At 64.8% G+C, this 21,537-nt stretch carries 19 protein-coding genes and 1 pseudogene; 15 read left to right on the top strand and 5 right to left on the bottom strand.

Annotated elements, in window-relative coordinates; all coding sequences use genetic code 11:
* The first annotated feature begins 7 nt into the window (after window positions 1-7).
* On the top strand, window positions 8-1,060 hold the full coding sequence (locus EH240_RS03120; protein ID WP_124995945.1) for a 3-carboxy-cis,cis-muconate cycloisomerase: 1,053 nt from the start codon (window positions 8-10) through the stop codon (window positions 1,058-1,060).
* Window positions 1,060-2,232, top strand: a complete 1,173-nt coding sequence (gene pobA / locus EH240_RS03115) for a 4-hydroxybenzoate 3-monooxygenase (RefSeq protein ID WP_124995944.1) — start codon at window positions 1,060-1,062, stop codon at window positions 2,230-2,232. The genes EH240_RS03120 and pobA overlap by 1 nt, the downstream gene beginning before the upstream one ends.
* A gap of 340 nt (window positions 2,233-2,572) precedes the next feature.
* Here pobA and EH240_RS03110 read toward each other — a convergent pair whose 3' ends face one another.
* The 4 genes and pseudogenes from EH240_RS03110 to EH240_RS03095 form a co-directional block, all read right to left on the bottom strand.
* On the bottom strand, window positions 2,573-3,613 hold the full coding sequence (locus tag EH240_RS03110; protein ID WP_124995978.1) for an IS110 family RNA-guided transposase: 1,041 nt from the start codon (window positions 3,611-3,613) through the stop codon (window positions 2,573-2,575).
* Between the two features lie 171 nt (window positions 3,614-3,784).
* Window positions 3,785-4,991, bottom strand: a pseudogene (pcaF, locus tag EH240_RS03105) (3-oxoadipyl-CoA thiolase).
* The gene (locus tag EH240_RS03100) at window positions 4,992-5,795 is read right to left on the bottom strand and encodes a CoA-transferase subunit beta (RefSeq protein WP_124995943.1); all 804 of its coding nucleotides are present in this window, start codon (window positions 5,793-5,795) and stop codon (window positions 4,992-4,994) included.
* Entirely contained in the window at window positions 5,792-6,649 is an 858-nt protein-coding gene (locus EH240_RS03095; protein WP_124995942.1) for a CoA transferase subunit A, read from the bottom strand. Before EH240_RS03095 ends, EH240_RS03100 begins: the two co-directional genes overlap by 4 nt.
* Window positions 6,650-6,747: 98 nt before the next feature.
* On the opposite strand from EH240_RS03095, the gene EH240_RS03090 reads away from it, so the two are divergent.
* The 9 genes from EH240_RS03090 (at window position 6,748) to EH240_RS03050 (ending at window position 15,528) form a co-directional block, all read left to right on the top strand.
* Window positions 6,748-7,518 (top strand): IclR family transcriptional regulator domain-containing protein, encoded by a 771-nt coding sequence (locus EH240_RS03090; RefSeq protein WP_124995941.1) that lies wholly within the window; start codon window positions 6,748-6,750, stop codon window positions 7,516-7,518.
* 92 nt (window positions 7,519-7,610) lie between these two features.
* Window positions 7,611-8,837, top strand: a complete 1,227-nt coding sequence (locus EH240_RS03085) for an MFS transporter (RefSeq protein WP_167483903.1) — start codon at window positions 7,611-7,613, stop codon at window positions 8,835-8,837.
* Window positions 8,838-8,948: 111 nt separating this feature from the next.
* Window positions 8,949-9,674: a GntR family transcriptional regulator gene (locus EH240_RS03080; RefSeq protein WP_124995940.1), complete on the top strand. Its 726-nt coding sequence runs from the start codon at window positions 8,949-8,951 to the stop codon at window positions 9,672-9,674.
* Window positions 9,675-9,676: 2 nt separating this feature from the next.
* Window positions 9,677-10,708: an ADP-ribosylglycohydrolase family protein gene (locus EH240_RS03075; protein ID WP_124995939.1), complete on the top strand. Its 1,032-nt coding sequence runs from the start codon at window positions 9,677-9,679 to the stop codon at window positions 10,706-10,708.
* On the top strand, window positions 10,705-11,679 hold the full coding sequence (locus tag EH240_RS03070; protein WP_124995938.1) for a PfkB family carbohydrate kinase: 975 nt from the start codon (window positions 10,705-10,707) through the stop codon (window positions 11,677-11,679). Before EH240_RS03075 ends, EH240_RS03070 begins: the two co-directional genes overlap by 4 nt.
* A gap of 40 nt (window positions 11,680-11,719) precedes the next feature.
* Window positions 11,720-12,778, top strand: coding sequence for an ABC transporter substrate-binding protein (locus tag EH240_RS03065; RefSeq protein ID WP_124995937.1), 1,059 nt, complete (start codon window positions 11,720-11,722; stop codon window positions 12,776-12,778).
* A 28-nt stretch (window positions 12,779-12,806) separates the two neighbouring features.
* Window positions 12,807-13,676, top strand: a complete 870-nt coding sequence (locus EH240_RS03060; protein WP_124995936.1) for an ABC transporter permease — start codon at window positions 12,807-12,809, stop codon at window positions 13,674-13,676.
* Entirely contained in the window at window positions 13,676-14,464 is a 789-nt protein-coding gene (locus EH240_RS03055; protein ID WP_124995935.1) for an ABC transporter permease, read from the top strand. Before EH240_RS03060 ends, EH240_RS03055 begins: the two co-directional genes overlap by 1 nt.
* A complete protein-coding gene (locus EH240_RS03050; RefSeq protein WP_124995934.1) occupies window positions 14,464-15,528 on the top strand; it encodes an ABC transporter ATP-binding protein in 1,065 nt (354 codons plus the stop codon). The genes EH240_RS03055 and EH240_RS03050 overlap by 1 nt, the downstream gene beginning before the upstream one ends.
* A 32-nt stretch (window positions 15,529-15,560) precedes the next feature.
* Here the strand turns inward: EH240_RS03050 and EH240_RS03045 are convergent, their stop codons facing one another.
* Window positions 15,561-16,589, bottom strand: coding sequence for a LacI family DNA-binding transcriptional regulator (locus EH240_RS03045; protein WP_124995933.1), 1,029 nt, complete (start codon window positions 16,587-16,589; stop codon window positions 15,561-15,563).
* 353 nt (window positions 16,590-16,942) lie between these two features.
* Between EH240_RS03045 and EH240_RS03040 the strand changes: the two genes are divergently transcribed.
* The 4 genes from EH240_RS03040 (at window position 16,943) to EH240_RS03025 (ending at window position 21,535) form a co-directional block, all read left to right on the top strand.
* Window positions 16,943-18,556, top strand: a complete 1,614-nt coding sequence (locus EH240_RS03040) for an extracellular solute-binding protein (RefSeq protein ID WP_124995932.1) — start codon at window positions 16,943-16,945, stop codon at window positions 18,554-18,556.
* An 80-nt stretch (window positions 18,557-18,636) separates the two neighbouring features.
* The gene (locus EH240_RS03035) at window positions 18,637-19,497 is read left to right on the top strand and encodes a carbohydrate ABC transporter permease (protein ID WP_124995931.1); all 861 of its coding nucleotides are present in this window, start codon (window positions 18,637-18,639) and stop codon (window positions 19,495-19,497) included.
* Complete coding sequence (locus EH240_RS03030; protein WP_124995930.1) at window positions 19,494-20,453, top strand: carbohydrate ABC transporter permease; 960 nt, start codon at window positions 19,494-19,496, stop codon at window positions 20,451-20,453. The genes EH240_RS03035 and EH240_RS03030 overlap by 4 nt, the downstream gene beginning before the upstream one ends.
* Window positions 20,450-21,535, top strand: a complete 1,086-nt coding sequence (locus tag EH240_RS03025; RefSeq protein WP_124995929.1) for an ABC transporter ATP-binding protein — start codon at window positions 20,450-20,452, stop codon at window positions 21,533-21,535. The genes EH240_RS03030 and EH240_RS03025 overlap by 4 nt, the downstream gene beginning before the upstream one ends.
* Window positions 21,536-21,537 lie beyond the last annotated feature (2 nt).

Here is a 21,537-nt window from a genome sequence, read left to right as displayed (position 1 = left end):
CCGTTTCATGACCGTTTCGCCCTTCGATCATCCGCTGCTTTCCGCTCTCGTCGGCGACGAAGAGGCGGCGAGGCATTTTTCTGTCGAAGCCGACATTGGGGCGATGATCAGCTTCGAGCGTGCTTTGGCCGAAGCGGAAGCTGAATGCGGGGTGATCCCGCGCGAGGCCGGGGCAGCGATCGTCAAGGCGCTGGCCTCGTTCCGGCCGGACACGGCGGAGCTGCGCGGAGGCGTCGCCAAGGATGGCGTCGTGGTGCCGGAACTGGTGCGCCAGATCAAGGCTACCGTCGGTGGGCAGTTTGGCGAATTCGTTCATTTCGGCGCCACCAGCCAGGACGTCATCGACACCTCGCTGGTGCTGCGCTTGCGCCAGGCCATCGACCATACCGGCCTGCTGCTCAGCGAAAACATCGTGCGCCTTGCCAACCTCGAACAGGAGTGCGGGAGCAGGGCGCTGATGGGAATGACGCGCATGCAGCCGGCAATTCCGATAACCGTGGCGGATCGGATCGTTTCGTGGCGGGCGCCGCTCGAACGTCATCAGCAGCGGTTGACGGAACAATCTGGCCGGCTGCTCGTGGTGCAGTTCGGCGGCGCGGCCGGCACGCTCGACAAGCTCGGTGACAAAGCGCCAGCAGTGCGCGCGGCGCTCGCTGCCAAGCTTGGCCTCAGCGATGCGCCGCAATGGCACTGCCAGCGCGATGCGCTCGCCGAGTTCGCTAGCTGGCTGTCGCTTGTCACCGGCAGCCTCGGCAAGTTCGGCCAGGATATCGCTCTGATGGCGCAGGCCGGCACCGACATCCGGCTTTACGGCGGCGGCGGCTCGTCGGCCATGCCGCACAAGCAGAATCCGGTGAAGGCGGAGGCGCTGGTGGCGCTGGCGCGCTTCAACGCCCTCCAGCTCTCCGGCATGCACCAGGCGCTGGTGCATGAGCAGGAGCGCTCGGGCGCGGCCTGGACGCTGGAATGGCTCATCCTGCCGCAGATGGTGGTGGCGACCGCTGCCGCGCTCAGGCTCGCCGCCGAACTTGCGGGGCAGATCGAAAGCCTCGGGCACTGATGCGCACGCAGGTTGCAATCATCGGCTCAGGGCCTTCCGGCCTGCTGCTCGGCCAATTGCTCGCCACCATCGGCGTCGAGACGATCATCCTCGAGCGATCCAGCCGCGAGCATGTGCTGGGTCGCGTGCGCGCCGGCGTGCTCGAACAGGGCACCGTCGACTTGCTCGGCGAGGCGGGCGCGGCGGATAGGCTGCATGCCGAAGGCCTGCAGCATTCCGGCATCTCGCTCGCCTTCGACGGACGCCTGCATCGTATCGATCTCACCGGCCTGACCGGCGGCAAGCATGTCACCGTCTACGGGCAGACCGAGGTGACGCATGATTTGATGGACAAGCGCGAGGCGGCGGGGCTCGTCACCGTCTACGAGACCGCGAATGTCGCGCTGCATGATTTCGGCGGCGCATCGCCTTTCGTCACCTACGACAAGGACGGCGCTACCCATCGCATCGACTGCGACTTCATCGCCGGCTGCGACGGCTACCATGGCGTCAGCCGCAGATCGGTGCCCGCGAGTGCGCTAAAAACCTTCGAGCGGCAATATCCGTTCGGCTGGCTTGGCGTGCTGGCGGAGGTGCCGCCGGCCGACCACGAACTGATCTATGCCAACCATGAACGGGGTTTTGCATTGTGCTCGATGCGCTCGCCGCACCGCAGCCGCTATTATGTGCAATGCCCGGCCGACGAGCGCGTGGAAGCGTGGTCCGACGGTCGCTTCTGGGACGAGCTCAGGCGCCGCCTGCCGCCGCAGACGGCCGCGGCGGTGACCACTGGACCATCGTTCGAGAAGTCCATCGCGCCGCTGCGTTCCTTCGTTGCCGAGCCGATGCGCTTCGGCCTGCTGTTCCTGGTCGGCGACGCGGCCCATATCGTGCCGCCGACCGGCGCCAAGGGCCTCAACCTTGCTGCCAGCGACGTGCGCTATCTCTTTGCCGGGCTTCGCGAATTCTTTTCCGAGAGGTCGAAGGCCGGGCTCGATGCCTATTCCTCAAGGGCGCTGGCCAGGGTCTGGAAAGCGGTGCGCTTCTCCTGGTGGATGACGACGATGCTGCACCGTTTTCTCGAGACGGGCGAGTTCGGCCAACGCATCCAGGAGGCCGAGCTCGATTATCTGGTGCATTCCAAGGCGGCATCGACCGCGCTGGCGGAGAATTACGTTGGCCTTCCGTACTAGGGTGTGTCGATATTCAGGTGAGGCCGGCCTGCAAATGGCGGGGTCCTGCGCTTCCGGTGCTCATATGTGGACGGCCCCCTGCTTGCAAGGTTTGGCTGAGATGGTTGATCGGATCGCTTGCGCTCATATGTCCGGCCTGTTGCGCGCCGGTATGTGAGCGCTGGCCAAGATGGGCTACACGGATAGCGAGTTCCAAACACGTACGCGGCATTGGCTGCCGGTGAGCACCTCGGAGTGTCTCGCTGGTCCCGGTTCGACCGGTCACACCATCTGCTCCTCTGCTTGCAAGTTCTGGCCTCGGCGTCGAACGAGGGCGCTCGACGCCGAACTCTTAATGCTCTTACGGCTGCACAGACACCGGATTGGTGGCGCCGAGGGGGCGGTAATGCTCACCGGTGACCATCAGCTTCCAGGCGATGCGGGCCAGCTTGTTGGCCAGCGCCACCGCCGCGAGTTTGGCGGGCTTGCGCGCGGTCAAGGCCGCCAGCCATGGCCAGACCCTTTTGCTGCCCCGCCGCATATGTTGAATGAGCGCGGTGGCGCCCGCTACCAGCACGCTTCGCAGCATGTCGTCGCCTGCGCGGGTGATCACCCCAAGCCGATTTTTGCCTGCTGTCGAATGGTTCTTCGGCGTCAATCCGAGCCAGGCGGCAAAGTCGCGCCCCGACTTGAAGCCGTGCGCATCCGTCACCTTGATGGCCAGCAGCGTCGCTCCGACAGGACCGACCGCCGGTATGACGGCCAGCCGCCGGCTCACTTCGTTGTGCCTATGAAGCGCAAACAGCTTTTTATCGAGCACGGCGACCTCGGCGCTGATATGCGCATAGTCGCGCGCCAGCGTCTCGAACATGTCCCTGGCCGTGTCCGGGATCGTCGCGTCAGCGCGAATGTCGGCCAGCAGATCGCCGAGCCGGGAAAGCCCCTTGGGCGCAGTCAAGCCGAACTCCGCCGCAAAGCCGCGGATCGAATTGGCCAGTTGCGTGCGCCGGCCGATGAACTGCGCTCGCAGCTTCGCCAGCATCTGTGCCGCCTGCTGTTCGGCGCTCTTGGCCGCAACGAAACGCATGCGTGGCCGAATCATCGCCTCGCAGATCGCATCGGCATCGGCTGCATCCGATTTGGAGCGCTGGACATAGGGCTTCACGTGCTGCGCCGGCATCAGCAGCACATGATGACCCAGCGCGCGCAATTCCCGCGCCCAGTAATGTGCCGCGCCACAGGCCTCCATGCCAACCCTCAGCGGCGAAAGCCCGGCAAAGAAGGCGAGCACCTGATTGCGCCGCAGCTTCTTGCGCAACACAGGCTGTTCGGCTTCATTCACCCCATGCAGTTGGAAAACGCTCTTTGACGTATCCATGCCAATGCGAATAAGTTTATCCACGGACGGTCTCCCTTGCTTGAGATCTTCAACGACCTCATTCTGGCACATCACGATGCCGTCGGGGGCCGTCCACCCCAACACGTACTTTAAGTACGCTCCGCTCCGGTTTTCGGAGCCCGCCATTTTCGGCTCGGCCTGACCTGAATCTCGGCACACCCTGGCGTGCGCCTATCAAATTCGCTCCAGCGCAATGGCAATACCCTGGCCGACACCGATGCACATCGTGGCAAGTGCATAGCCTCCGCCGCGCTCGTGAAGCTCGAGCTGCCGCCGTGCCGGTAATGCGGGCGCCCGACATGCCGAGCGGATGGCCGAGCGCGATGGCGCCGCCGTTCGGATTGACGTGCGCGGCGTCCTCGGCAATGCGGAGCTCTCGCAGCACCGCGATACCTTGCGAGGCGAAGGCTTCGTTGAGCTCGATCACATCGAACCGGTCCGGCGTCAGACCAAGACGGGTGCAGAGCTTCTTGGTGGCCGGAGCCGGGCCGATGCCCATGATGCGCGGCGCGACACCGGCGACAGCACCACCGAGGATGCGGGCGATCGGCGTCAGGCCGTGCTTCTTCGCCGCCGCTTCGGAAGCGATGATGAGCGCGGCCGCGCCGTCATTGACGCCGGAGGCATTGCCGGCGGTGACGGTGCCGCCCTGGCGGAACGGCGTCGGCAGCTTGGCCAGCGCCTCGATAGTCGTGCCGGCGCGGGGATGCTCGTCCTTCGCCACCACGACCGGATCGCCCTTCTTCTGCGGGATCGTCACCGGTGTGATCTCCTTCGCCAGCCGGCCATTGGCTTGCGCAGCGACGGCCTTGTCCTGGCTGCGTACGGCGAAGGCATCCTGGTCGGCACGAGAGATTGAAAAATCCTCGGCGACGTTCCCGCCGGTCTCGGGCATGGAATCGACGCCGTACTGCTTCTTGATCAGCGGGTTGACGAAGCGCCAGCCGATCGTGGTGTCGTAAATCTCGGCATTGCGCGAGAAGGCGCTGTCGGCCTTCGGCATGACGAAGGGCGCGCGGCTCATCGATTCCACGCCGCCAGCGATCATCAGTTCGGCCTCGCCGGCCTTGATGGCGCGCACGGCGATAGTGACGGCATCCATGCCCGAGCCGCAGAGCCGGTTGACGGTCGAGCCGGGGATGTCCTGGGGGAGGCCGGCAAGCAGCAGCGCCATGCGCGCGACGTTGCGGTTGTCCTCGCCGGCCTGGTTGGCGCAGCCATAGACGACGTCGTCGACCGCGGCCCAGTCGACGCCGGCATTGCGCTCGATTAACGCCTTCAGCGGGATGGCGCCAAGATCATCGGTTCGCACCGAGGACAGCGAACCGCCGAAGCGGCCGATCGGCGTTCGGATGTAATCGCAGATGAAGGCTTCAGTCATTTATGCAGCTTTCCCCTTGGCGGTTCCCGCATGCGCGGCCTTGGTGCGGGCCTGCAAGTCGCGCAATGTCTTCAGCTCGAGTTCCGTCGGCGCTGGCGTCTCGTCAAGGGCCTCCACAAACTTGACTGTCCAGCCACAGGTTGCCTGCAGCTGCTCGCGGGTGACGCCGGGATGCACCGATACGACGGTGAATTCCTTGGTGACGGGATCCGGCTTCCAGACGGCGAGGTCGGTGATCAGCAAGGTCGGACCGGCCGTGTCGATGCCGAGGCGCTTGCGGTGGTCGCCGCCCTCGCCATGGCCGAAGGAGGTGAAGAAGTCGATCTTCTCGACCATGCCGCGCTTCGACTGCGCCATCGTGATGTAGACCTCTCTCGACGAGGTGGCGATCTCCGGAGCGCCGCCGCCGCCGGGCAGCCGCGTCTTCGGATGCGCGTAGTCGCCGATGACGGTGGTGTTGATATTGCCGAACTTGTCGAGTTGAGCGGCACCGAGGAAGCCTATGGAGATGCGGCCGCCCTGCAACCAGTAGCGAAACATCTCCGGCACCGCGACGGTGGTCACCGCCGTCTCGCACAATTCGCCGTCGCCGATCGACAGCGGCAAAACGTCAGGCGCGGTGCCGATCGTGCCGCTCTCGTAGATCAGCGTGATATCGGGCGCATGGGTCAGCCGCGCGACGTTGCAGGCGGCCGACGGCGCGCCGATGCCGACGAAGCAGACATCGTCGTTCTTCAGCGCACGGCTGGCGGCGATCGTCATCATCTCGTTGGGGGTGAAGCCCAAGTCCTCGGTGTCGCTCATGCGGCTTTCCTCAGATGCTCGACGCGGGCGGCGAAGTCGTCCGCGCTGCTCTCGATGACGTTCTTCTGCATCCATGCCTGGAAGCGGTCGCGGTCGGCGGCGATCTCGTCCCATTCGAGATAGGCGGCGTTGTCGCGCTCGTAATAACCATGCGTATAGGAGGGATGCGAGCCGCCGGGCACGACGGAGATCGCCGCGATGGTCCAGCTCGGCAGCACGGTCAGATTGGGGTGGAGATCGTCGAAATTGTCGACCACCTCCTCGACGGTCACCACGGCACGCTTTGCCGCGAGCACGGCCTCCTTCTGGATGCCGATGATGCCTTCGACCAGCACATTGCCCTTCCGGTCGGCCTTCTGCGCGTGGATGAAGGTGACGTCGGGGCGGATCGCCGGAACCGCGGCAAGAACTTCGCCAGTGAACGGGCAGGTGACGGATTTGATGTTCGGATTCACCTCGGCAAGACCCGCGCCGCGATAGCCGCGAAACACCGCGCAGGGCAGGCCGGCCGCCCCAGCCTCATAGGCGTTGGCCATGCCGGCGTGACTGTGCTCCTCGACCTCGATCGCGCGCGGAAAACCGTTCTCGATGGCGTCGCGGGCGCGCCTGAGCAGGCCGACGCCAGGATTGCCAACATAGGAGAAGACGATCTTCCTCGCCATGCCCATGCCGATCATCTGGTCGTAGATCAGGTCGGGTGTCATGCGGATAAGCGTCAGGTCGCGAAAACCCTGGCGGATCGCTTCATGTGCGGCGGCGGTCGGGATCAGATGCGTGAAGCCCTCGAAGGCGACTGCGTCGCCATCGTGCAAATTCTGCGCGACGGCCTCCTTCAGCGGCACGAACTTCACCATGTCCAGGCTCCGGTGTTCCGCGAAAAAGTTCGCGTTGCGAACATATGTTTAATATGGAATACTTTTTAGCTCCAACCTTTGCGCCGAGTCAAACGCACGTGGAAGACGAAGCAACGTCGCGCGATCATGTCGGCTCGCTGGAACGCGGCCTGGTGGTGATGGAGATCCTCGCCCGGCATCCGGCCGGCATGACGCTGACCGAGATGGCCGAGGAAGCTGGCCTGACGCGCGCCGGCGCCCGCCGCTTCCTGCTGACGCTGGCAGCCGCCGGCTATGCGACGCAATCGGGCCGGCTGTTTTCGCTGTCGCCGCGGCTTCTGACCGTCGCCCGAACCTGGCTCAGCGGCGCCTCGCTGTGGACCTTCGCCACACCCATCATGCGCGAGGTGGCGGGTCGGTTCGACGAGGCCTGCAATGCGGCGGTGCTGTCGGGCGAGGACGTCGTCTATGTCGCGCGCATTCCCGGCCGCCGCATCTTGAGTGTCGCGCTCGACGTCGGCACGAGGCTGCCGGCCCACTGCACCTCGATGGGGCGGGTCCTGCTCGCCGGCCTTGGCAAGGACGAACTGAAAAGCTTCCTCGGCGAAGCAAAGATCGAGCGACGGACGCCGAAGACGATCGCCAGCCGTGCCGCGCTGGGCAAAGCTATCGACAAGGCAAAGGCGGACGGTTTTTCCATTGTCGACGAGGAACTGGAACTCGGCCTGCGCTCGATCGCCGTGCCGATCCGCGACCGCGCCGGCCGCACCGTCGCGGCCATCAATGTCTCGACGCAGTCGGCGCGCTTCTCGGTCGAGGCGATGGAGCGCGAGATCCTGCCCGCGCTGACCAGTGCAAAACAGCGCATCGAGGAGTTCTTCTTCGTTTGATGGCGGCCAATTTCACCGCTGGCACATTTGCCGCTCCTCCAGCATGATATCTCGGCTCCAGCTACGTGCCCGGGTGACAAGCCCTGACGGTGATGCTGGCGACAAACTGTCGAGAGACGAAATCGGTGCAGCGGATCCATCCGACGATTTTTCTCTTTGCTGCTCGTGCTCTGCGGGACTTTGGCGACGGATTCGTGGCCGTGCTGTTGCCGGTCTACCTGCTCGCCCTCGGATTTACTCCCCTGCAGGTCGGCGTCATCGCGACAGCATCGCTCCTCGGTTCCGCGCTGCTGACAATATATGTCGGGTTCCTTGGCGCCCGACATGATCACCGTCAACTGCTGCTGGCCGGGGCCGGTTTGATGATTGCTACCGGCGTGGCCTTTGCCGTCGTAGATGATTATGCGTTACTTCTGGTCGTTGCTCTCGCCGGCACGATCAACCCCTCGGCCGGCAGTGTCAGTGTATTCGTGCCGTTGGAGCACGCCGTACTCACACGCGAGGTCACCGAGCGTGAGCGTACCAGGATGTTCGCGCGCTACAGCCTCGTGGGCGCGTTCGCGGGTGCCACAGGTGGGCTTGCTTCAGTGATACCCGACCTTTTGGCCCCGGCTGGTCTGGACCGACTTGCCGGCATCAAGGCCATGTTCGTCCTTTACGCGCTCCTCGGTCTGCTCGGTGGCTCGCTCTACGCATGCATCCCACACCGCCCGGCACCGGTTGCCGGCCCGCCAGCCGCGCTCGGCCCTTCGCGCCATATCGTTTTCAAGCTTGCGGCCCTTTTCAGCCTCGATGCCTTCGCGGGAGGCTTCGTCGTTCAATCTCTGCTCGCCCTTTGGCTTTTCGACCGATTTGACCTCTCGCTTTCGCAGGCAGGTGTTTTCTTCTTCTGGTCGGGCGCGCTATCGGCATTCTCGTTCCCTGTGGCCGCTCGGCTTTCGCGACGCATCGGGCTGATCAACACGATGGTATTCACGCACATTCCGTCCAGCATCGCTCTGATGTTGGCGGCACTGGCACCGACACTGCCCATGGCGCTTGTCTTCCTATTGATCCGGGCTGCGCTGTCGCAGATGGACGTGCCGACGCGCTCGTCCTACGTAATGGCCGTCGTTACGGAGGCGGAGCGCGCGGCGGCCGCGAGCTTCACGTCGGTGCCGCGCAGCCTGGCCGCCTCGGTCAGCCCTGTCCTGGCAGGCGCTCTCTTCGCTGCCTCGTTCCGAGCATGGCCTTTGCTCATCTGCGGTGCGCTGAAGATTTTGTACGATCTGCTCTTGCTGATGCAATTCCGGCGGCTGAAGCCGCCGGAGGAACGCTGACCCTGATTCAGGACCGAAGTTTGCCGTCTCTCCGGATTTCTTCGCGATTGACGCCGTCTCTCAAATGCAATATTGAACAGGATTATACAGGTTCATTGAACAGGTATTGATATGACCCGTCGCGCTACGCAGCTCACTCCCGGCACGGGCAAGCCCGAGCAGATCGCGACGGTTCTGGAGCATGAGATCCGCTCCGGCATGCTCGGCTTCGGCGACCGCCTGCAGAGCGAGAACGAGCTCGTGCAGCGCTTCTCAGTCAGCCGCAATACGGTCCGCAAAGGGCTGGAAGAGCTTTCCAGCCGCGGGCTCATCACCACCAAGGTCGGCATCGGCTCCTTCGTTACCTTCGACGGCATGCCGGTCGATGACGCGATCGGCTGGTCGCGCGCGCTTGCCAATGCAGGCGCCAATGCCGAGACCCGAACGTTGAGGCTCGAGATTATTGAGGACGCCGAACTCGCGGCAAAACTCGGTGTCGAGAACCGGTCCTTCATCGCCGTCGACCGTGTCCGTACCAATGCCGATGACGGCCATGCCATTTCGATCGAGCGCAGCCGGCTGCCGCTGTCGCCCGAGTTGGAGGACGTGCCGCTGCGCGGACTTCGGGAAGGCTCGCTGCACCAGACGCTGCGCGGAGCAGGGCTGGTGCCCGACCATGGCGAGGAATGGGCCGACATCGAGATGCTGAGCGCCGCCGATGCCGCTGTCCTCGATTGCGCGCCGGGCACGCCATTCCTCAGGACGCGGCGCCTGACGCGCGCCGCCGACGGACGTGCCATCGAATTCGTCACCAGCCTGCTCAACCCGGCGCATTTCGCGCTTCATCTGGAGTTCTGAGCATGGCGGCTGAGGCGATCGACCGGGCAATGGGCGCGCTGATCGGCGGGGCGCTGGGCGATGCGCTGGGCATGCCGACGCAGCTTCTGTCGCCCACCCGTATCGCCGAGCTCTACGGCCATGTCGAAGACTTCGTCGCGCCGTCCGCCGATCATCCGGTGTCGAAGGGGCTGCCGGCTGGCGCCATCACCGATGACACGGAGCAGGCGCTGCTGCTTGGCCGCATCCTGGTCAGTTCCGGCGATCGTTTCGATCACGCGCGCTGGGTCAACGCGCTGCTCGACTGGGAGCGCGACGTCAAGGCGCGCGGCAGCTACGATCTGCTCGGCCCGTCGACCAAGCGCGCCATAGACGCCATCAATGACGGCGTACCGCCCGAGCAAGCCGGAAGTAGCGGCGACACCAATGGCGCGGCGATGCGCATCGCGCCGGTCGGCATCATGATGCCACCGGAGCCGCTCGACGCGCTGGTCGCCAAGGCCGCGGAAGCCTGTCGCGCCACGCATAACACGTCGATCGCCATTGCTTCGGCCGCCGCGGTCGCGGCAGCCGTCAGCAGCGGTGTTGCCGGCAGCGACTGGCGCGTGGCGTCCGACCGGGCCGTCGCGGCGGCGCGGCGGGGGGCAACGCTCGGGCATTGGGTCACCGGCGGCGACATCGCCGCGCGGATCGCCTGGGCGCAGAAACTGGTGCGCGGCAAGGCGGAGAAAGAGGCGATCCGGCTGATCGTCGATCTGATCGGCACCGGCGTCGCCAGCCAGGAATCGGTTCCGGCTGCGTTCGCCGTGCTGGAGGTGGCGCAGGGCGATGCGTGGCGGGCGGCCGTCATCAGCGCCAATCTCGGCGGCGACACCGACACGATCGGCGCCATCGCCGCCGGCATGGCAGGCGCCTGTTCCGGCCTGTCATGCCTGCCGCAGGGGCGCATCGCCAGGCTGAAGGGCATCGACCTCGCCGAGGTTCGCGCGCTGGCTGCTGATCTGGTCGCCGCACGAAACGCGAAGGCTGGCTCCGGCAAGGAGGCTGCCGCATGAGCGCGCGGCTCGTTCATGTCGGCAGCGCCGTGGTGGACTATGTCTACCGCATCGACGCCTTGCCGGCCCCCGGCACGGAAAAGACCGCGACGAGCTACGCCCGGGTCGCCGGCGGCGGCTTCAACATGATGGTCGCGGCAAGCCGCACCGCCATGAAGGTGGTGTTCGGCGGGCAACTGGGCACAGGGCCCGACGGCGATTTCCTGCGCGCGGCATTTGCTGCGGAAGGCATCGACACGCTGACGCCGCCGTCGCCCTTGATGGATAGCGGCAATTGCGTCGCCATGATCAGTGGCGACGCCGAACGGACCTTTGTCTCATGGCCGGGCGCCGAGAGCGTGCTCACGCTCGACGTGATGGTTCCGGTCGAAGTCACGCCAGGGGACTGGGTTTTCGCTTCCGGCTATACGCTGAGCTATCCCGGCAGCCGCGATGCGCTCGCCGGCTGGATCGAGGCGCTGCCGGCGGAAGTTCCCTTCGTCTTCGATCCGACGCCGGTGATAGCGGACATTCCCCGCCCGATCCTGGACAGGGTGTTGGCGTGCACGACCTGGCTCAGTTGCAACGCTGACGAGGCCGCCGAGATCGCCGGTTCGGGCGACGCCCAGACGGTAGCCATCCGGCTGCTCGCCGAGCACTGCCCGAAGGCGGCCGGCGTCGTTATCCGCGCCGGCGCGCAGGGCTGCCTGGTGCGTCTGGCCGATGGCGGCACGCGCGCCATACCCGGCTTCGAGGTCCCCGCGGTCGATACCAATGGTGCCGGCGACACCCACATCGGTGCCTTCGTGAGCGGCCTGTCGCGCGGCATGCCGCCTTGCGAAGCGGCGCGTTACGCCAACGCGGCGGCTGCGCTTTCGGTCACCCGCCATGGCGGATCGTCGGCGCCGACGGACCGGGAAATACAGGAATTCCTGATCCAGCGCGGGCAGGCGGCGGCCGCGCATGGCCGGGAACAAGAGGCCACAACTTAACAAGCCCTCAAACCGGGCAAACAATGAGAGGAAAGAAAACATGTGCATGCCCAGACTGACCGCTTTTCTGACGGCGACGGCCGTCTTCGTTTCAGCCTTGGCCGCCCAGGCCGCCGAAGAAGTGCATGTGCTCAACTGGAAGGGCTACGGCGCCGACGAGCCATGGGCGGTTGCCGATTTCGAGAAGGCGACGGGTTTCAAGGTTGTCAACGACTTCTTCAACTCCGAGCAGGAGATGCTGACCAAGCTGAGGACCAATCCCGGCCTTTACGACGTCGTCATGATCAATGCCGCCTTCAACGACCAGGCGATGGCCGGCAAGCTGATCCAGCCGATCGATGCGTCGAAGCTCTCCAACTACGCCGACATCGCCAAGGACAAGGCCAACTCGCCGATGCTCAACCATGACGGCAAGGTCTATGGCGTGCCGTGGGTCTGGGGTCTGACCGCGGTCGCCATCAACGAAAAATCCTTCGACAAGCCGCCGACGAGCATCGCCGAAATGTGGGATCCCGCGCACAAGGGCCGCGTCATCATCCGTGACGACGCCGTCGAGGCGGTGCAGTTCGGCGCCATTGCCAGCGGCCAGAACATTAACGACATCAAGGACATGGAAGCCGTCAAGGCGAAGCTCACCTCGCTGATGCCGCAGATCAAGACCTTCTGGAGCTCCGAGAACGACTGGAACCAGATGGTCGCCTCCAACCAGATCGACATCGGCACCTACTGGAGCGGCTCGGCCGACCGCGCCAAGACGCATTTCAAGCTGCCGGTCTCGCTGGTCATTCCGCAGGAGGGCGCGGTCGCCTGGCTCGACGCCTTCTCGATCCCGGCCGGTTCCAAGAACGTCGCCGGCGCCGAAGCCTTCATCAACTACATGATCGACCCGAAATTCTACGTCGAATGGGTCACCAAGGTCGGCGCTCCGGTCTCGGCCAACACCAAGGCGGTCGAGACGCTGCCTGAGGATGCCTTCAACCGCAAGGTCATGGGCAACCCCGAGGTCGCCAAGCGCATCCAGTTCCAGGCGCCGATCACGGATGAGCAGCGTGAAAAATACCTGGCGCTGTGGCAAGAGCTGAAGGTCAACGTGAAGTAACAGGCGTCTTTCGGGGAGGAGAGGCATCATGGCTGACCAGCTTGCGACCGGCTCGCGCCGTGGACTCAAGCCCGCCCTGCCGCTTCTCCTTCCTGCCTATCTGTGGCTGACGGTGGCGATCTTCCTGCCGCTGTCGGCCATGGTCTTCTTCTCCTTCATGACCGACCTGCCGCTGGCGGAGAAGGAGTGGGCGTTCACGCTCGGCAACTACACGGCCTTCTTCTCGCAGGGCCTTTACCTGACGCTCCTCCTCGCTTCACTGCGTCTCGGGCTCGAGGTGACGCTGTGGTGCGTCGTCATCGGCTATCCGGCGGCCTATGTGCTGGCCAAGGTGCTCAAGGGGCGCAGCCGCGAGGCGATCTTCCTGCTCATCATTCTGCCGTTCTGGTCGAACGGGCTGGTGCGCATCTTCTCTTGGGCGATGGTGCTGCGCGAGGGCGGCATTCTCGACACGACGCTGAATGCCGTGCTGCCGTTCAAAATCAACATCGATCTCATGTATTCCTATCCGGCCGTCATCATCGGGTTGGTGCACTCCTATGTGCCCTACATGGTGCTCACCTGCTACCTCACGCTGCAGGCGATCGACGACTCGCTGATCGAGGCCGGGCGCTCGCTTGGCGCCTCGCGGTTTCAGGTGCTCAAGCGGGTGATCATCCCGCTGTCGATGCCCGGTCTGATCGCGGGTGCTGCGCTGATCTTCGTGCCGGTCGTCGGCTCCTTCATGGAGCCGCGCATCCTCGGCGGCCGCACCGGCACGTTCTACGGCACCATCATCGAGGACCAGTTCGTCGCCGTCTTCAACTGGCCGCTTGGCGCGGCGTTGTCCTTCATCCTGCTTGCCGTCGTGCTAATCATCCTGGCTTTAGCCGCGCCGGTCTTGCGGAGGGCCGGCTGATGGCGACGACGCGCATTCTCGAATGGCTCGGCCGCTTTTACATCTTCCTGCTGCTCGCCTTCCTCTACCTGCCGATCATCATCATGGCGCTGATGTCGTTCAACGCATCGCCTTTCTATCAATTGCCGTTCGAATGGACGACGGACTGGTACGCCTCGCTCTGGCAGAACGACCAACTGATCGCGGCGACCTGGAACAGCATCGAGATCGCGGTGATCACCACCTTCATCAGCACGGTGCTGGGCTCGATGGCTTCGCTGGCGCTCTACCGCTATGAATTCCGCGGCAAGAAGCTCCTGCAGGCGCTGCTCTTTCCGCCGATCGCCATTCCCTGGCTGATCACCGGCACGGCGATGCTGATCTTCTTCTTCGGCATCGGCATCGGCCGCGGGCTGGTCGCCATCCTGCTCGGCCATGTCGCGCTGGCGCTGCCTTATGTGATCGTCGTCGTGTCCGCGCGGCTGCAGACCTTCGCGCCGGAACTGGAGGAGGCGGCGCGTTCGCTCGGCGCCAATCAGTGGCAGGTGACGCACCGCGTCACGCTGCCCTGGATCATGCCCGGCGTCATTGCCGGCGGGCTGTTCGCCTTCGCGGTCTCCTTCGACCAGTTCGTGGTCTCATACTTTCTGTCGACGCCCGGCCAGACGACGCTGCCGGTCGAAATCTATGCCGCGATCCGCAAAGGCTTCACGCCCGAGATCAACGCGGTCTCGACCATCATCATCGTGGTGTCGATGGCGCTGATGCTGCTCACAGCACGCTTCTTCAAATTCGGCGGAGAGAAATAATGGCAGGCGTTCAGGTAGCGAACGTCTCGCGCAGTTTTGGCGCGCACAAGGCGCTGGACGACGTCTCGATCGATTTCGCCGACGGCGGTTTCTACGCGCTGCTCGGGCCTTCCGGCAGCGGCAAGACCACGCTGCTGCGCCAGATCGCCGGCTTCGACTTCCCCGACGCCGGCCGCATCGCCATCGGCGGCGAAAGCGTCGAACGGGTGCCGGTCGAGAAGCGGCGCATCGGCATGGTGTTCCAGAACTACGCGCTGTTTCCCAACATGAGCGCCGCCGACAATGTCGCGTTCGGGCTGTCGGTGCGCGGTGAGCCGAAGGCGACGATCGCTGCGGAAGTGCAGCGCGCGCTCGATCTCGTGCAGCTCGGCAAGCTCGGCACCCGCCGTCCGCACCAGCTCTCCGGCGGCCAGCGCCAGCGCGTGGCGCTGGCGCGCGCCATCGTCACCAAGCCGCGCGTGCTCTTGCTCGACGAGCCGCTCGGCGCGCTCGACAAGGCGCTGCGCGTCGACATGCAGATCGAACTGAAGCGCATCCAGCGCGAGATCGGCATCACCACGATTTTCGTCACGCACGACCAGGAAGAAGCGCTGACGATGAGCGACCGCATCGGCATATTGCGCGACGGCAGGCTGGTGCAGGAAGGGCCGCCGGAGGAGATCTACGACCGGCCGCAAAGCGAATTCGCCGCGACCTTCCTCGGCGACGCCAACATCTTTCGCGGCGACGCGACCGGCGCCGGCATCCGACTCCCCGATGGCACCGCGATCGCCGCGGGAGCGGGCGCAAAGCTCGCCGCTGGCGCCAAGGCGAGCTGCGCCGTGCGGCCAGAGCGCATCCAAATTTCGACCATCGCGAAAGGCCACGATCAGGTCGATACCAACATGCTCAAGGGGCAGGTGTCCAAGCGCATCTTCGCGGGCAACAACAGCACCTACTTTGTCGATCGCGACGGCCAGACACTCAAGGTCATTGTTCAGAACACCGGCGCCGAGCGGCTTGCCGAAGGCCAGGAAGTGGTGTTGCTCTGGTCTCCGGAGAGCACGGTGCTGATCGCAGCTTGATGCCGCACTTCAAGGTCTCGTGCCGAGCCCGGTCAAATCTCCGGGATGCTCTCGCGAAAGATCACCTGCAGCCGCGGCTGGTGCAACTCGTAGGGCAATCCCCTGACGGCGTGGGACAGGATGTTGAGCGCCTCGCGCGCCTCGACGCGCGGGTTCTGGTCGATCACCGCATCCAGCGTGCCGTCGAGCAGAAGCTCCTTGGTGCCGTCGGTCACCTCATGGCCGAGGAAGAGGATCTCCCTCGCGCGGCCGCGTTCCTTGAGCGCGCGGGCGATGCCGGTGTTGCCGGCGCCGACATTGTAGATGGCGGCGAGGTCGGGATGGCGCTCGAGCAAGGCGGAGGCCTCCGAATAGGCCTTCTCGCGGTCGTCGAGCATCTCGCGCATCTCGACGATTTCGAGGTTGGGGGATTCCTCCGCGAGGATGTGACGGAAGCCCATCTCGCGCTCCTCATGGCCGCGATAGGCAAGCGAGCCGGCGAACAGCGCCACCTTGCCCGGCCGCCCGGCGCCCATGAAGCGGTTGAGCAGGTAGCCGGCCAGCCGACCCGCGGCGCGGTTGTCGATGCCGATATAGGCGACCCTCGGCACATGCAGGATGTCGGAGGCGATGGTGACGACCTTGATGTCGCTCGCCGACAGCGAGCGGATCGCCTCGCGCACCGTCGGATGGTCGAGCGCGATAACGCCGACGCCTTGCGTCTGGCCGTGCAGGTCCTGCAGCAGGCGGGCGAGCCGGTCGGGATTGAAACCCTCGATCGTCGTCACGCGGACATCGAGGTCGGGCCGTGTCAGTGCCTGGGCCTCGATGTGACGATGCAGCAGCTTGATGAAGGAGTTGGTGCCGGCGGGCAGCGCGAAGTCGAGCCTGATCGTCTGGCCCGGCACGGATCGTTGCGGCGTGCCGTTCGGGCTCTCGGCAATGTAGCCAAGGCGCTGCGCCATCTCGATGACGATCTCGCGGGTGCGGGCCCGCACCCCCGGCCGGTTGTTGAGCACACGGTCGACCGTGGCGGGAGAAACGCCGGCTTCCCGGGCTATGTCTGTCAGGGTTGACCGCACGTCGAGCACCTCATCGCAAGCATCAAAATCACGCAGCTCCGAACCAGTTCCTGAAAACCGCTCAGCCGCAGCCGCGATTCTGATGTGAAATGATGTAACCAGCCTTGGCCCGCACGCAAGCAGACGCGTTACACAAGGCAGCGAAGGTCGGGCAAAGCCGGCCGGATCGACGCAGGAATCCCTCAAAACCACGCAGCGGGTGCGATGTGACTAGCTTGGCGGACTGCATTCTCTCCCTCATTTGCGATCTTATGACGTGTTTTGAGCATTAATGATGTTGACAGGCTCGCCACGGTTCCGTCAATATCCCTCATAAGGGCCAAGGAGGAACAGGCCCTTATGGGAGAGTTCCAATGACTGATTTGATCCGCGTCTCGCGGCGCCGCCTGCTGGCGTCCGGAGGAAAGGCGGCGGTTTTTGTCGCCGCGACGGGTATCGCGCCGCAATTCATTCGTCCCGGCCGCGCTTATGCCGCCGACGCGCTGGCGCCCGGCATGATCGGCGGGCCGACCGGCTTCGACGGCGCCGAGCGCTACCAATACGGGCCGGATACGCCGGAAGGGCGCGCCGTCGAAGCGGCCAAGGCGTTGAAAGCCGCCGGCAAGGCGCCGGCAAAAATCGTGCTCGGCCTTTCGGACGGATCGATCGGCCAACTGACGCAGCCGTTCCCGGCCGGCGCGCCGTCGATCAAGGACCTGTGGGAAAAGGAAACCGGCATCCCGATCGAGATCGTCGGCCTGCCCAACGGCCAGGAATTCACCAAGACGATGCAGGACATCTCCACCAAAGGTGGGGCCTACGACATCTATTCGACGGAATGGAACCGCCTCGGCGATCTCGCCGAAACCGGCGGCATCGCCAAGCTCGACGACTTCGTCGCCCAGCACAAGCCCGAATGGGACGATCCGGAGCGCGGCTACGTCAACGGCGCCAAGGGCGTGTCGCTGCTCAACCAGTATCGCGGCTCGACCTATGGGGTGTCGCTGGACGGCGACTTCCAGACCTGGGTCTACCGTACCGACCTGTTCGGCGATGCCGGCGAGCAGAAGGCCTTCAAGGACAAGCATGGCTACGACCTTGCGCCGCCGAAGACCTGGAAGCAGCACAGCGAGATCGCGGCCTTCTTCCAGCGCCCGGATAAGGGCCTGTTCGGCTCGACCGACCTGCGCAACCAGGGCTGGGGCTACACCAACTGGTACCAGCGCTATGTCTCGATGGCGTCGCCAAACCAGTTCTTGTTCGACGACGCCGGCAAGCCGCTGATCAACTCCGAACAGGGCGTCGCGGCGACGAAGGAATATATCGACTCGCTGGCGCATCACTCGCCGGACGCGATCTCGTGGGGCTGGCCGGAGCAGTACGGCAATTTCGCCAAGGGGGGTGCTGCGATGACCTGCGCCTTCTCCAACTTGCCGAAATTCCTCGACAATGCCGGCAACAAGGATTCCAAGGTCACCGGCAAGATCGGCTCGATGCTGCCGCCAGGGCGCGAGATCGATGGCAAGCTGATCAGCCGTTCTGTGCTCTGGTTCTCGCTGACCGGCATGGTCTCGTCGCAATCGAAGAGCCCGGAAGTCGCATATCTCCTGCTGCAGTGGCTGGGCTCGAGCCGCATCTATGCCTGGATGACGGCCAATCCGGGCGGCTATTTCGATCCGTTCCGGCTGTCGGACTTCTCCGATCCGCTGGTCCGCCAGACCTACCACGCCTACCACATGGACGTGGTGCGCGAGACGGTCGCCCGCACCGTGCCGACCATCAACTATCCAGGCGCCACCGCCTTCCACAACGCGCTCGACGAAAACCTCGTCGCGGCGCTGACCAAGGCCAAGACCGCCGAGCAGGCGATGGCCGACACCGAACGGGAGTGGAAGAAGATCGCCCGGCGCACCGGCGAGGACAAGCTCAACGAAGCGATCAAGACCAACAAGGAGGCCTGGCCCACGGTTCTCGATCCTATCAGCTGATCCGTCTCCCTGGATCAGAACCGGAGGGGAGGGGCGCCAGCTCTTCCCCTCCGCCGTAACGCCACCAGCAAAGCAGCCAGATGAAGCGTTCCATTCCTTTCGAGATCTTCCGCTACGCAGCGATCCTCGCGGCGCTCGCGGTGACGCTGGTGCCGATCCTATGGATGGTGTCGATGGCCTTCAAGCCGATCGCCGAATGGTCGGCGACCGGCGCCGACCTGACATGGTGGCCGAAGAACCCGACGCTCAGCAACTTCCAGTTCGTATTCGGCGAATCCACCAACAGCCTGATCGTCGCGCTCGACCGCACGGCACTGAAGCCGATCGTGTCGTCGCTCTTGTCGGCGGTGTTCGGAACCGCGATCGCCATGTCGGCGGGCACCGCGGCCGCCTACGGCCTGTCGCGTTTCGGCGCCGGCCAGAACCTGCAGCTGGCGCTGATCCAGCTGAGGCTGTTTCCGCCGATGGCGGTGATGATCCCGGTGATGATCATGTGGGCATTCCTGAACTTCAACGATACCTGGTGGGGGCTGGCGCTGATCTACGGCATCGTCACGCTGCCCTTCGCCTTCTGGCTGATGAAGACCTTTTTCGACGACATGCCGCGCGAGATCGAGGAGGCGGCGCTCGTCGAAGGCTGCTCGCGGTTGCGCGTCTTCACCCGCATCACGCTGCCGATGATGCGCGCGCCGCTGGCAAGTGCGGCGCTCTTCGTCTTCATCCTCAACTGGTCGGACTATCTGATCGCGCTGCTGCTCACGACGCGCGAATGGGTGACGATCCCGGTCTACATGGCGTCGCTGTCGTCGTCGATGACAGGGCAGCTCTACGGCGCCAAGGCCGCGCTCGGCCTGATCGCGGCGGTGCCGCCGGTCATCATGGGCATCGCCATCCAGCGCCACCTGGTGCGCGGGCTGACCTTCGGAGCGCTCAAGCAATGAGCGCGGTGACTGCGACGATTGCGGAGGGCGAGATGGACGCAGCCCTTGCAAAGCCAACCCTGCGGGACGAGGGCGCGCGCCTGGGTTTCCGGTTGACCCTGCCGGCGCAGATACTGGTGCTGTTCATCTCGGCGTTTCCGCTGCTCATGCAGCTCTACATCAGCGTCACCGACTGGTCGCCGCTTTCGGGCGCCGGCTGGTGGAGCGCCTGGGAGATGTGGAACAGTTTTGCCAATTACACCGACCTTGCAGCCGACACGCGCTTCTGGAGCGCCCTGGAGCGCACGGCGATCGTCATGCTCGTCTGCGTGCCGGCGGAGTTCCTGCTGGGGCTAGCGCTGGCAACGCTGTTCGCCGACGACTTTCCCGGCAAGCGCATCTTCTATTCGATCCTCTTGATGCCGATGATGGTGGTGCCCGCGGTCGCCGGCTACATGTTCTTCATGCTGTTCCAGTCGGGCGGCCCGGTGAACGACATCCTGTCGAGGATCATCGGCACGCCCGTCACCATCGCCTGGCTTTCGGATCCGACGTTGGCGCTGATCGCGGTCATGATCGCCGACATCTGGCAGTGGACGCCGCTGATGTTCCTCATCCTGCTCGCCGGCCTGGTCGGCGTGCCCGAGGATCAGATGAAGGCGGCGACGCTGCTCGGCGCCAACGCGTGGCAGCGCTTCACCACCATCGTGCTGCCGAAGATGAAGACGATCATCATCATCGCGCTGGCGATCCGGGTGATCGAGAATTTCAAGATCTTCGACACGCTCTATATCATGACCGGCGGCGGTCCCGGCGTCGCCACCGAGACGATCTCCGTCTACATCTACAAGGTCACCACACAGGACCTGATCTGGGGATATGTGGCGGCGATCGCTTTAGCCATCCTCATCGTGCTTTCCATCGTCGCGGTCTACGCCATGAAGCGCATGGCAAAGGTACGGGAGGTGGCGGCATGAGCGCCATCCATCTGCACAACCTGGTCAAGAAATTCGGCGACTTCACCGCGCTGAAGACGATGGACCTCGAAATCGCCGACGGCGAGTTCATGGCGCTGCTCGGGCCTTCGGGCTGCGGCAAGTCGACGACGATGAATATGATCGCCGGCATGGAGGAGCCGACCAGCGGCAAAATCCTGTTCGGCAAGCGCGACATGGCCGGCGTGCCGATGGGGCGGCGCGGCGTCGGCTTCGTCTTCCAGAACTATGCTATTTTCACCCATATGACGGTGCGGCAGAACCTTGCCTACGGGCCGAGGATGCGCGGCGCCGCCAAGGCCGAGATCGACCGCCGCGTCGGCGCCATCGCCGAGATGCTGCAGCTTTCGCCGCTGCTCGACCGCAAGGCGGACCGGCTGTCGGTCAACATCCTGCAGCGCGTGGCGATCGGCCGCTCGGCGATCATGGAGCCGGCGATCTTCCTGCTCGACGAGCCGCTCTCCAATGTCGATGCGGCGTTCCGCGCGGTGATGCGCACCGAGCTCAGGCAGCTGCAGCGCCAGTTCAGGCAGACGATGGTCTATGTCACGCACGACCAGCTCGAAGCGATGACCATGGCCGACCGCATCGCGGTGATGGACCATGGCGTGCTGCAGCAGGTCGGCACGCCGCTCGAGGTCTACAACAACCCGGCCAATGCCTTCGTCGCCCGCTTCATCGGCGCGCCGGGCATGAACCTGCTGAAGGGCAAGCCGGCCGAAAGCGATCGCGGCCTGGTCATCGATCTCGGACCGCTCGGCGTCACGCCGCCCTTGCCGGACGAGCTCGCTCCAGTGGTGAGGGCGGTGCGCGGAGATGTGCTCTACGGCTTTCGGCCGGAGCAGGTGACGCTTGCCGAGCGCGGGCTTTCGATGCCGGTGAGCTTCGTCGAACGGATCGGCGCGCGCACCATCGTGCATCTGGGCGAGGGCGGGAGCGCCGTGAAGGCGGTGTTCGAGAACGATGTCGGGCTGTCGATCGGGCAGACCGCGGTCGTCGCGCCGCCGGCTTCCTCGGTGCGCGTCTTCGACGCCGCCAGCGGCCGCGCAGTGAAGGCAGGCTGAAT

Source organism: Mesorhizobium tamadayense (genome assembly GCF_003863365.1).
GTDB lineage: Bacteria > Pseudomonadota > Alphaproteobacteria > Rhizobiales > Rhizobiaceae > Mesorhizobium > Mesorhizobium tamadayense.
Note: the sequence above shows the minus strand (reverse complement) of the source record. Positions and strands in the feature narration are given on the sequence as shown.

Excerpts from the sequence above, each read along its gene's own strand:
- EH240_RS03030 (WP_124995930.1), top strand. The coding sequence starts at position 19,494 with ATGAGCGCGGTGACTGCGACGATTGCGGAGGGCGAGATGGACGCAGCC.
- EH240_RS03075 (WP_124995939.1), top strand. The coding sequence starts at position 9,677 with ATGGCGGCTGAGGCGATCGACCGGGCAATGGGCGCGCTGATCGGCGGG.
- EH240_RS03100 (WP_124995943.1), bottom strand. The coding sequence starts at position 5,795 with ATGAGCGACACCGAGGACTTGGGCTTCACCCCCAACGAGATGATGACG.
- EH240_RS03055 (WP_124995935.1), top strand. The coding sequence starts at position 13,676 with ATGGCGACGACGCGCATTCTCGAATGGCTCGGCCGCTTTTACATCTTC.
- EH240_RS03120 (WP_124995945.1), top strand. The coding sequence starts at position 8 with ATGACCGTTTCGCCCTTCGATCATCCGCTGCTTTCCGCTCTCGTCGGC.
- EH240_RS03065 (WP_124995937.1), top strand. The coding sequence starts at position 11,720 with ATGTGCATGCCCAGACTGACCGCTTTTCTGACGGCGACGGCCGTCTTC.
- EH240_RS03050 (WP_124995934.1), top strand. The coding sequence starts at position 14,464 with ATGGCAGGCGTTCAGGTAGCGAACGTCTCGCGCAGTTTTGGCGCGCAC.
- pobA (WP_124995944.1), top strand. The coding sequence starts at position 1,060 with ATGCGCACGCAGGTTGCAATCATCGGCTCAGGGCCTTCCGGCCTGCTG.
- EH240_RS03035 (WP_124995931.1), top strand. The coding sequence starts at position 18,637 with ATGAAGCGTTCCATTCCTTTCGAGATCTTCCGCTACGCAGCGATCCTC.
- EH240_RS03040 (WP_124995932.1), top strand. The coding sequence starts at position 16,943 with ATGACTGATTTGATCCGCGTCTCGCGGCGCCGCCTGCTGGCGTCCGGA.
- EH240_RS03080 (WP_124995940.1), top strand. The coding sequence starts at position 8,949 with ATGACCCGTCGCGCTACGCAGCTCACTCCCGGCACGGGCAAGCCCGAG.
- EH240_RS03060 (WP_124995936.1), top strand. The coding sequence starts at position 12,807 with ATGGCTGACCAGCTTGCGACCGGCTCGCGCCGTGGACTCAAGCCCGCC.
- EH240_RS03085 (WP_167483903.1), top strand. The coding sequence starts at position 7,611 with ATGCTGGCGACAAACTGTCGAGAGACGAAATCGGTGCAGCGGATCCAT.
- EH240_RS03095 (WP_124995942.1), bottom strand. The coding sequence starts at position 6,649 with ATGGTGAAGTTCGTGCCGCTGAAGGAGGCCGTCGCGCAGAATTTGCAC.
- EH240_RS03070 (WP_124995938.1), top strand. The coding sequence starts at position 10,705 with ATGAGCGCGCGGCTCGTTCATGTCGGCAGCGCCGTGGTGGACTATGTC.
- EH240_RS03025 (WP_124995929.1), top strand. The coding sequence starts at position 20,450 with ATGAGCGCCATCCATCTGCACAACCTGGTCAAGAAATTCGGCGACTTC.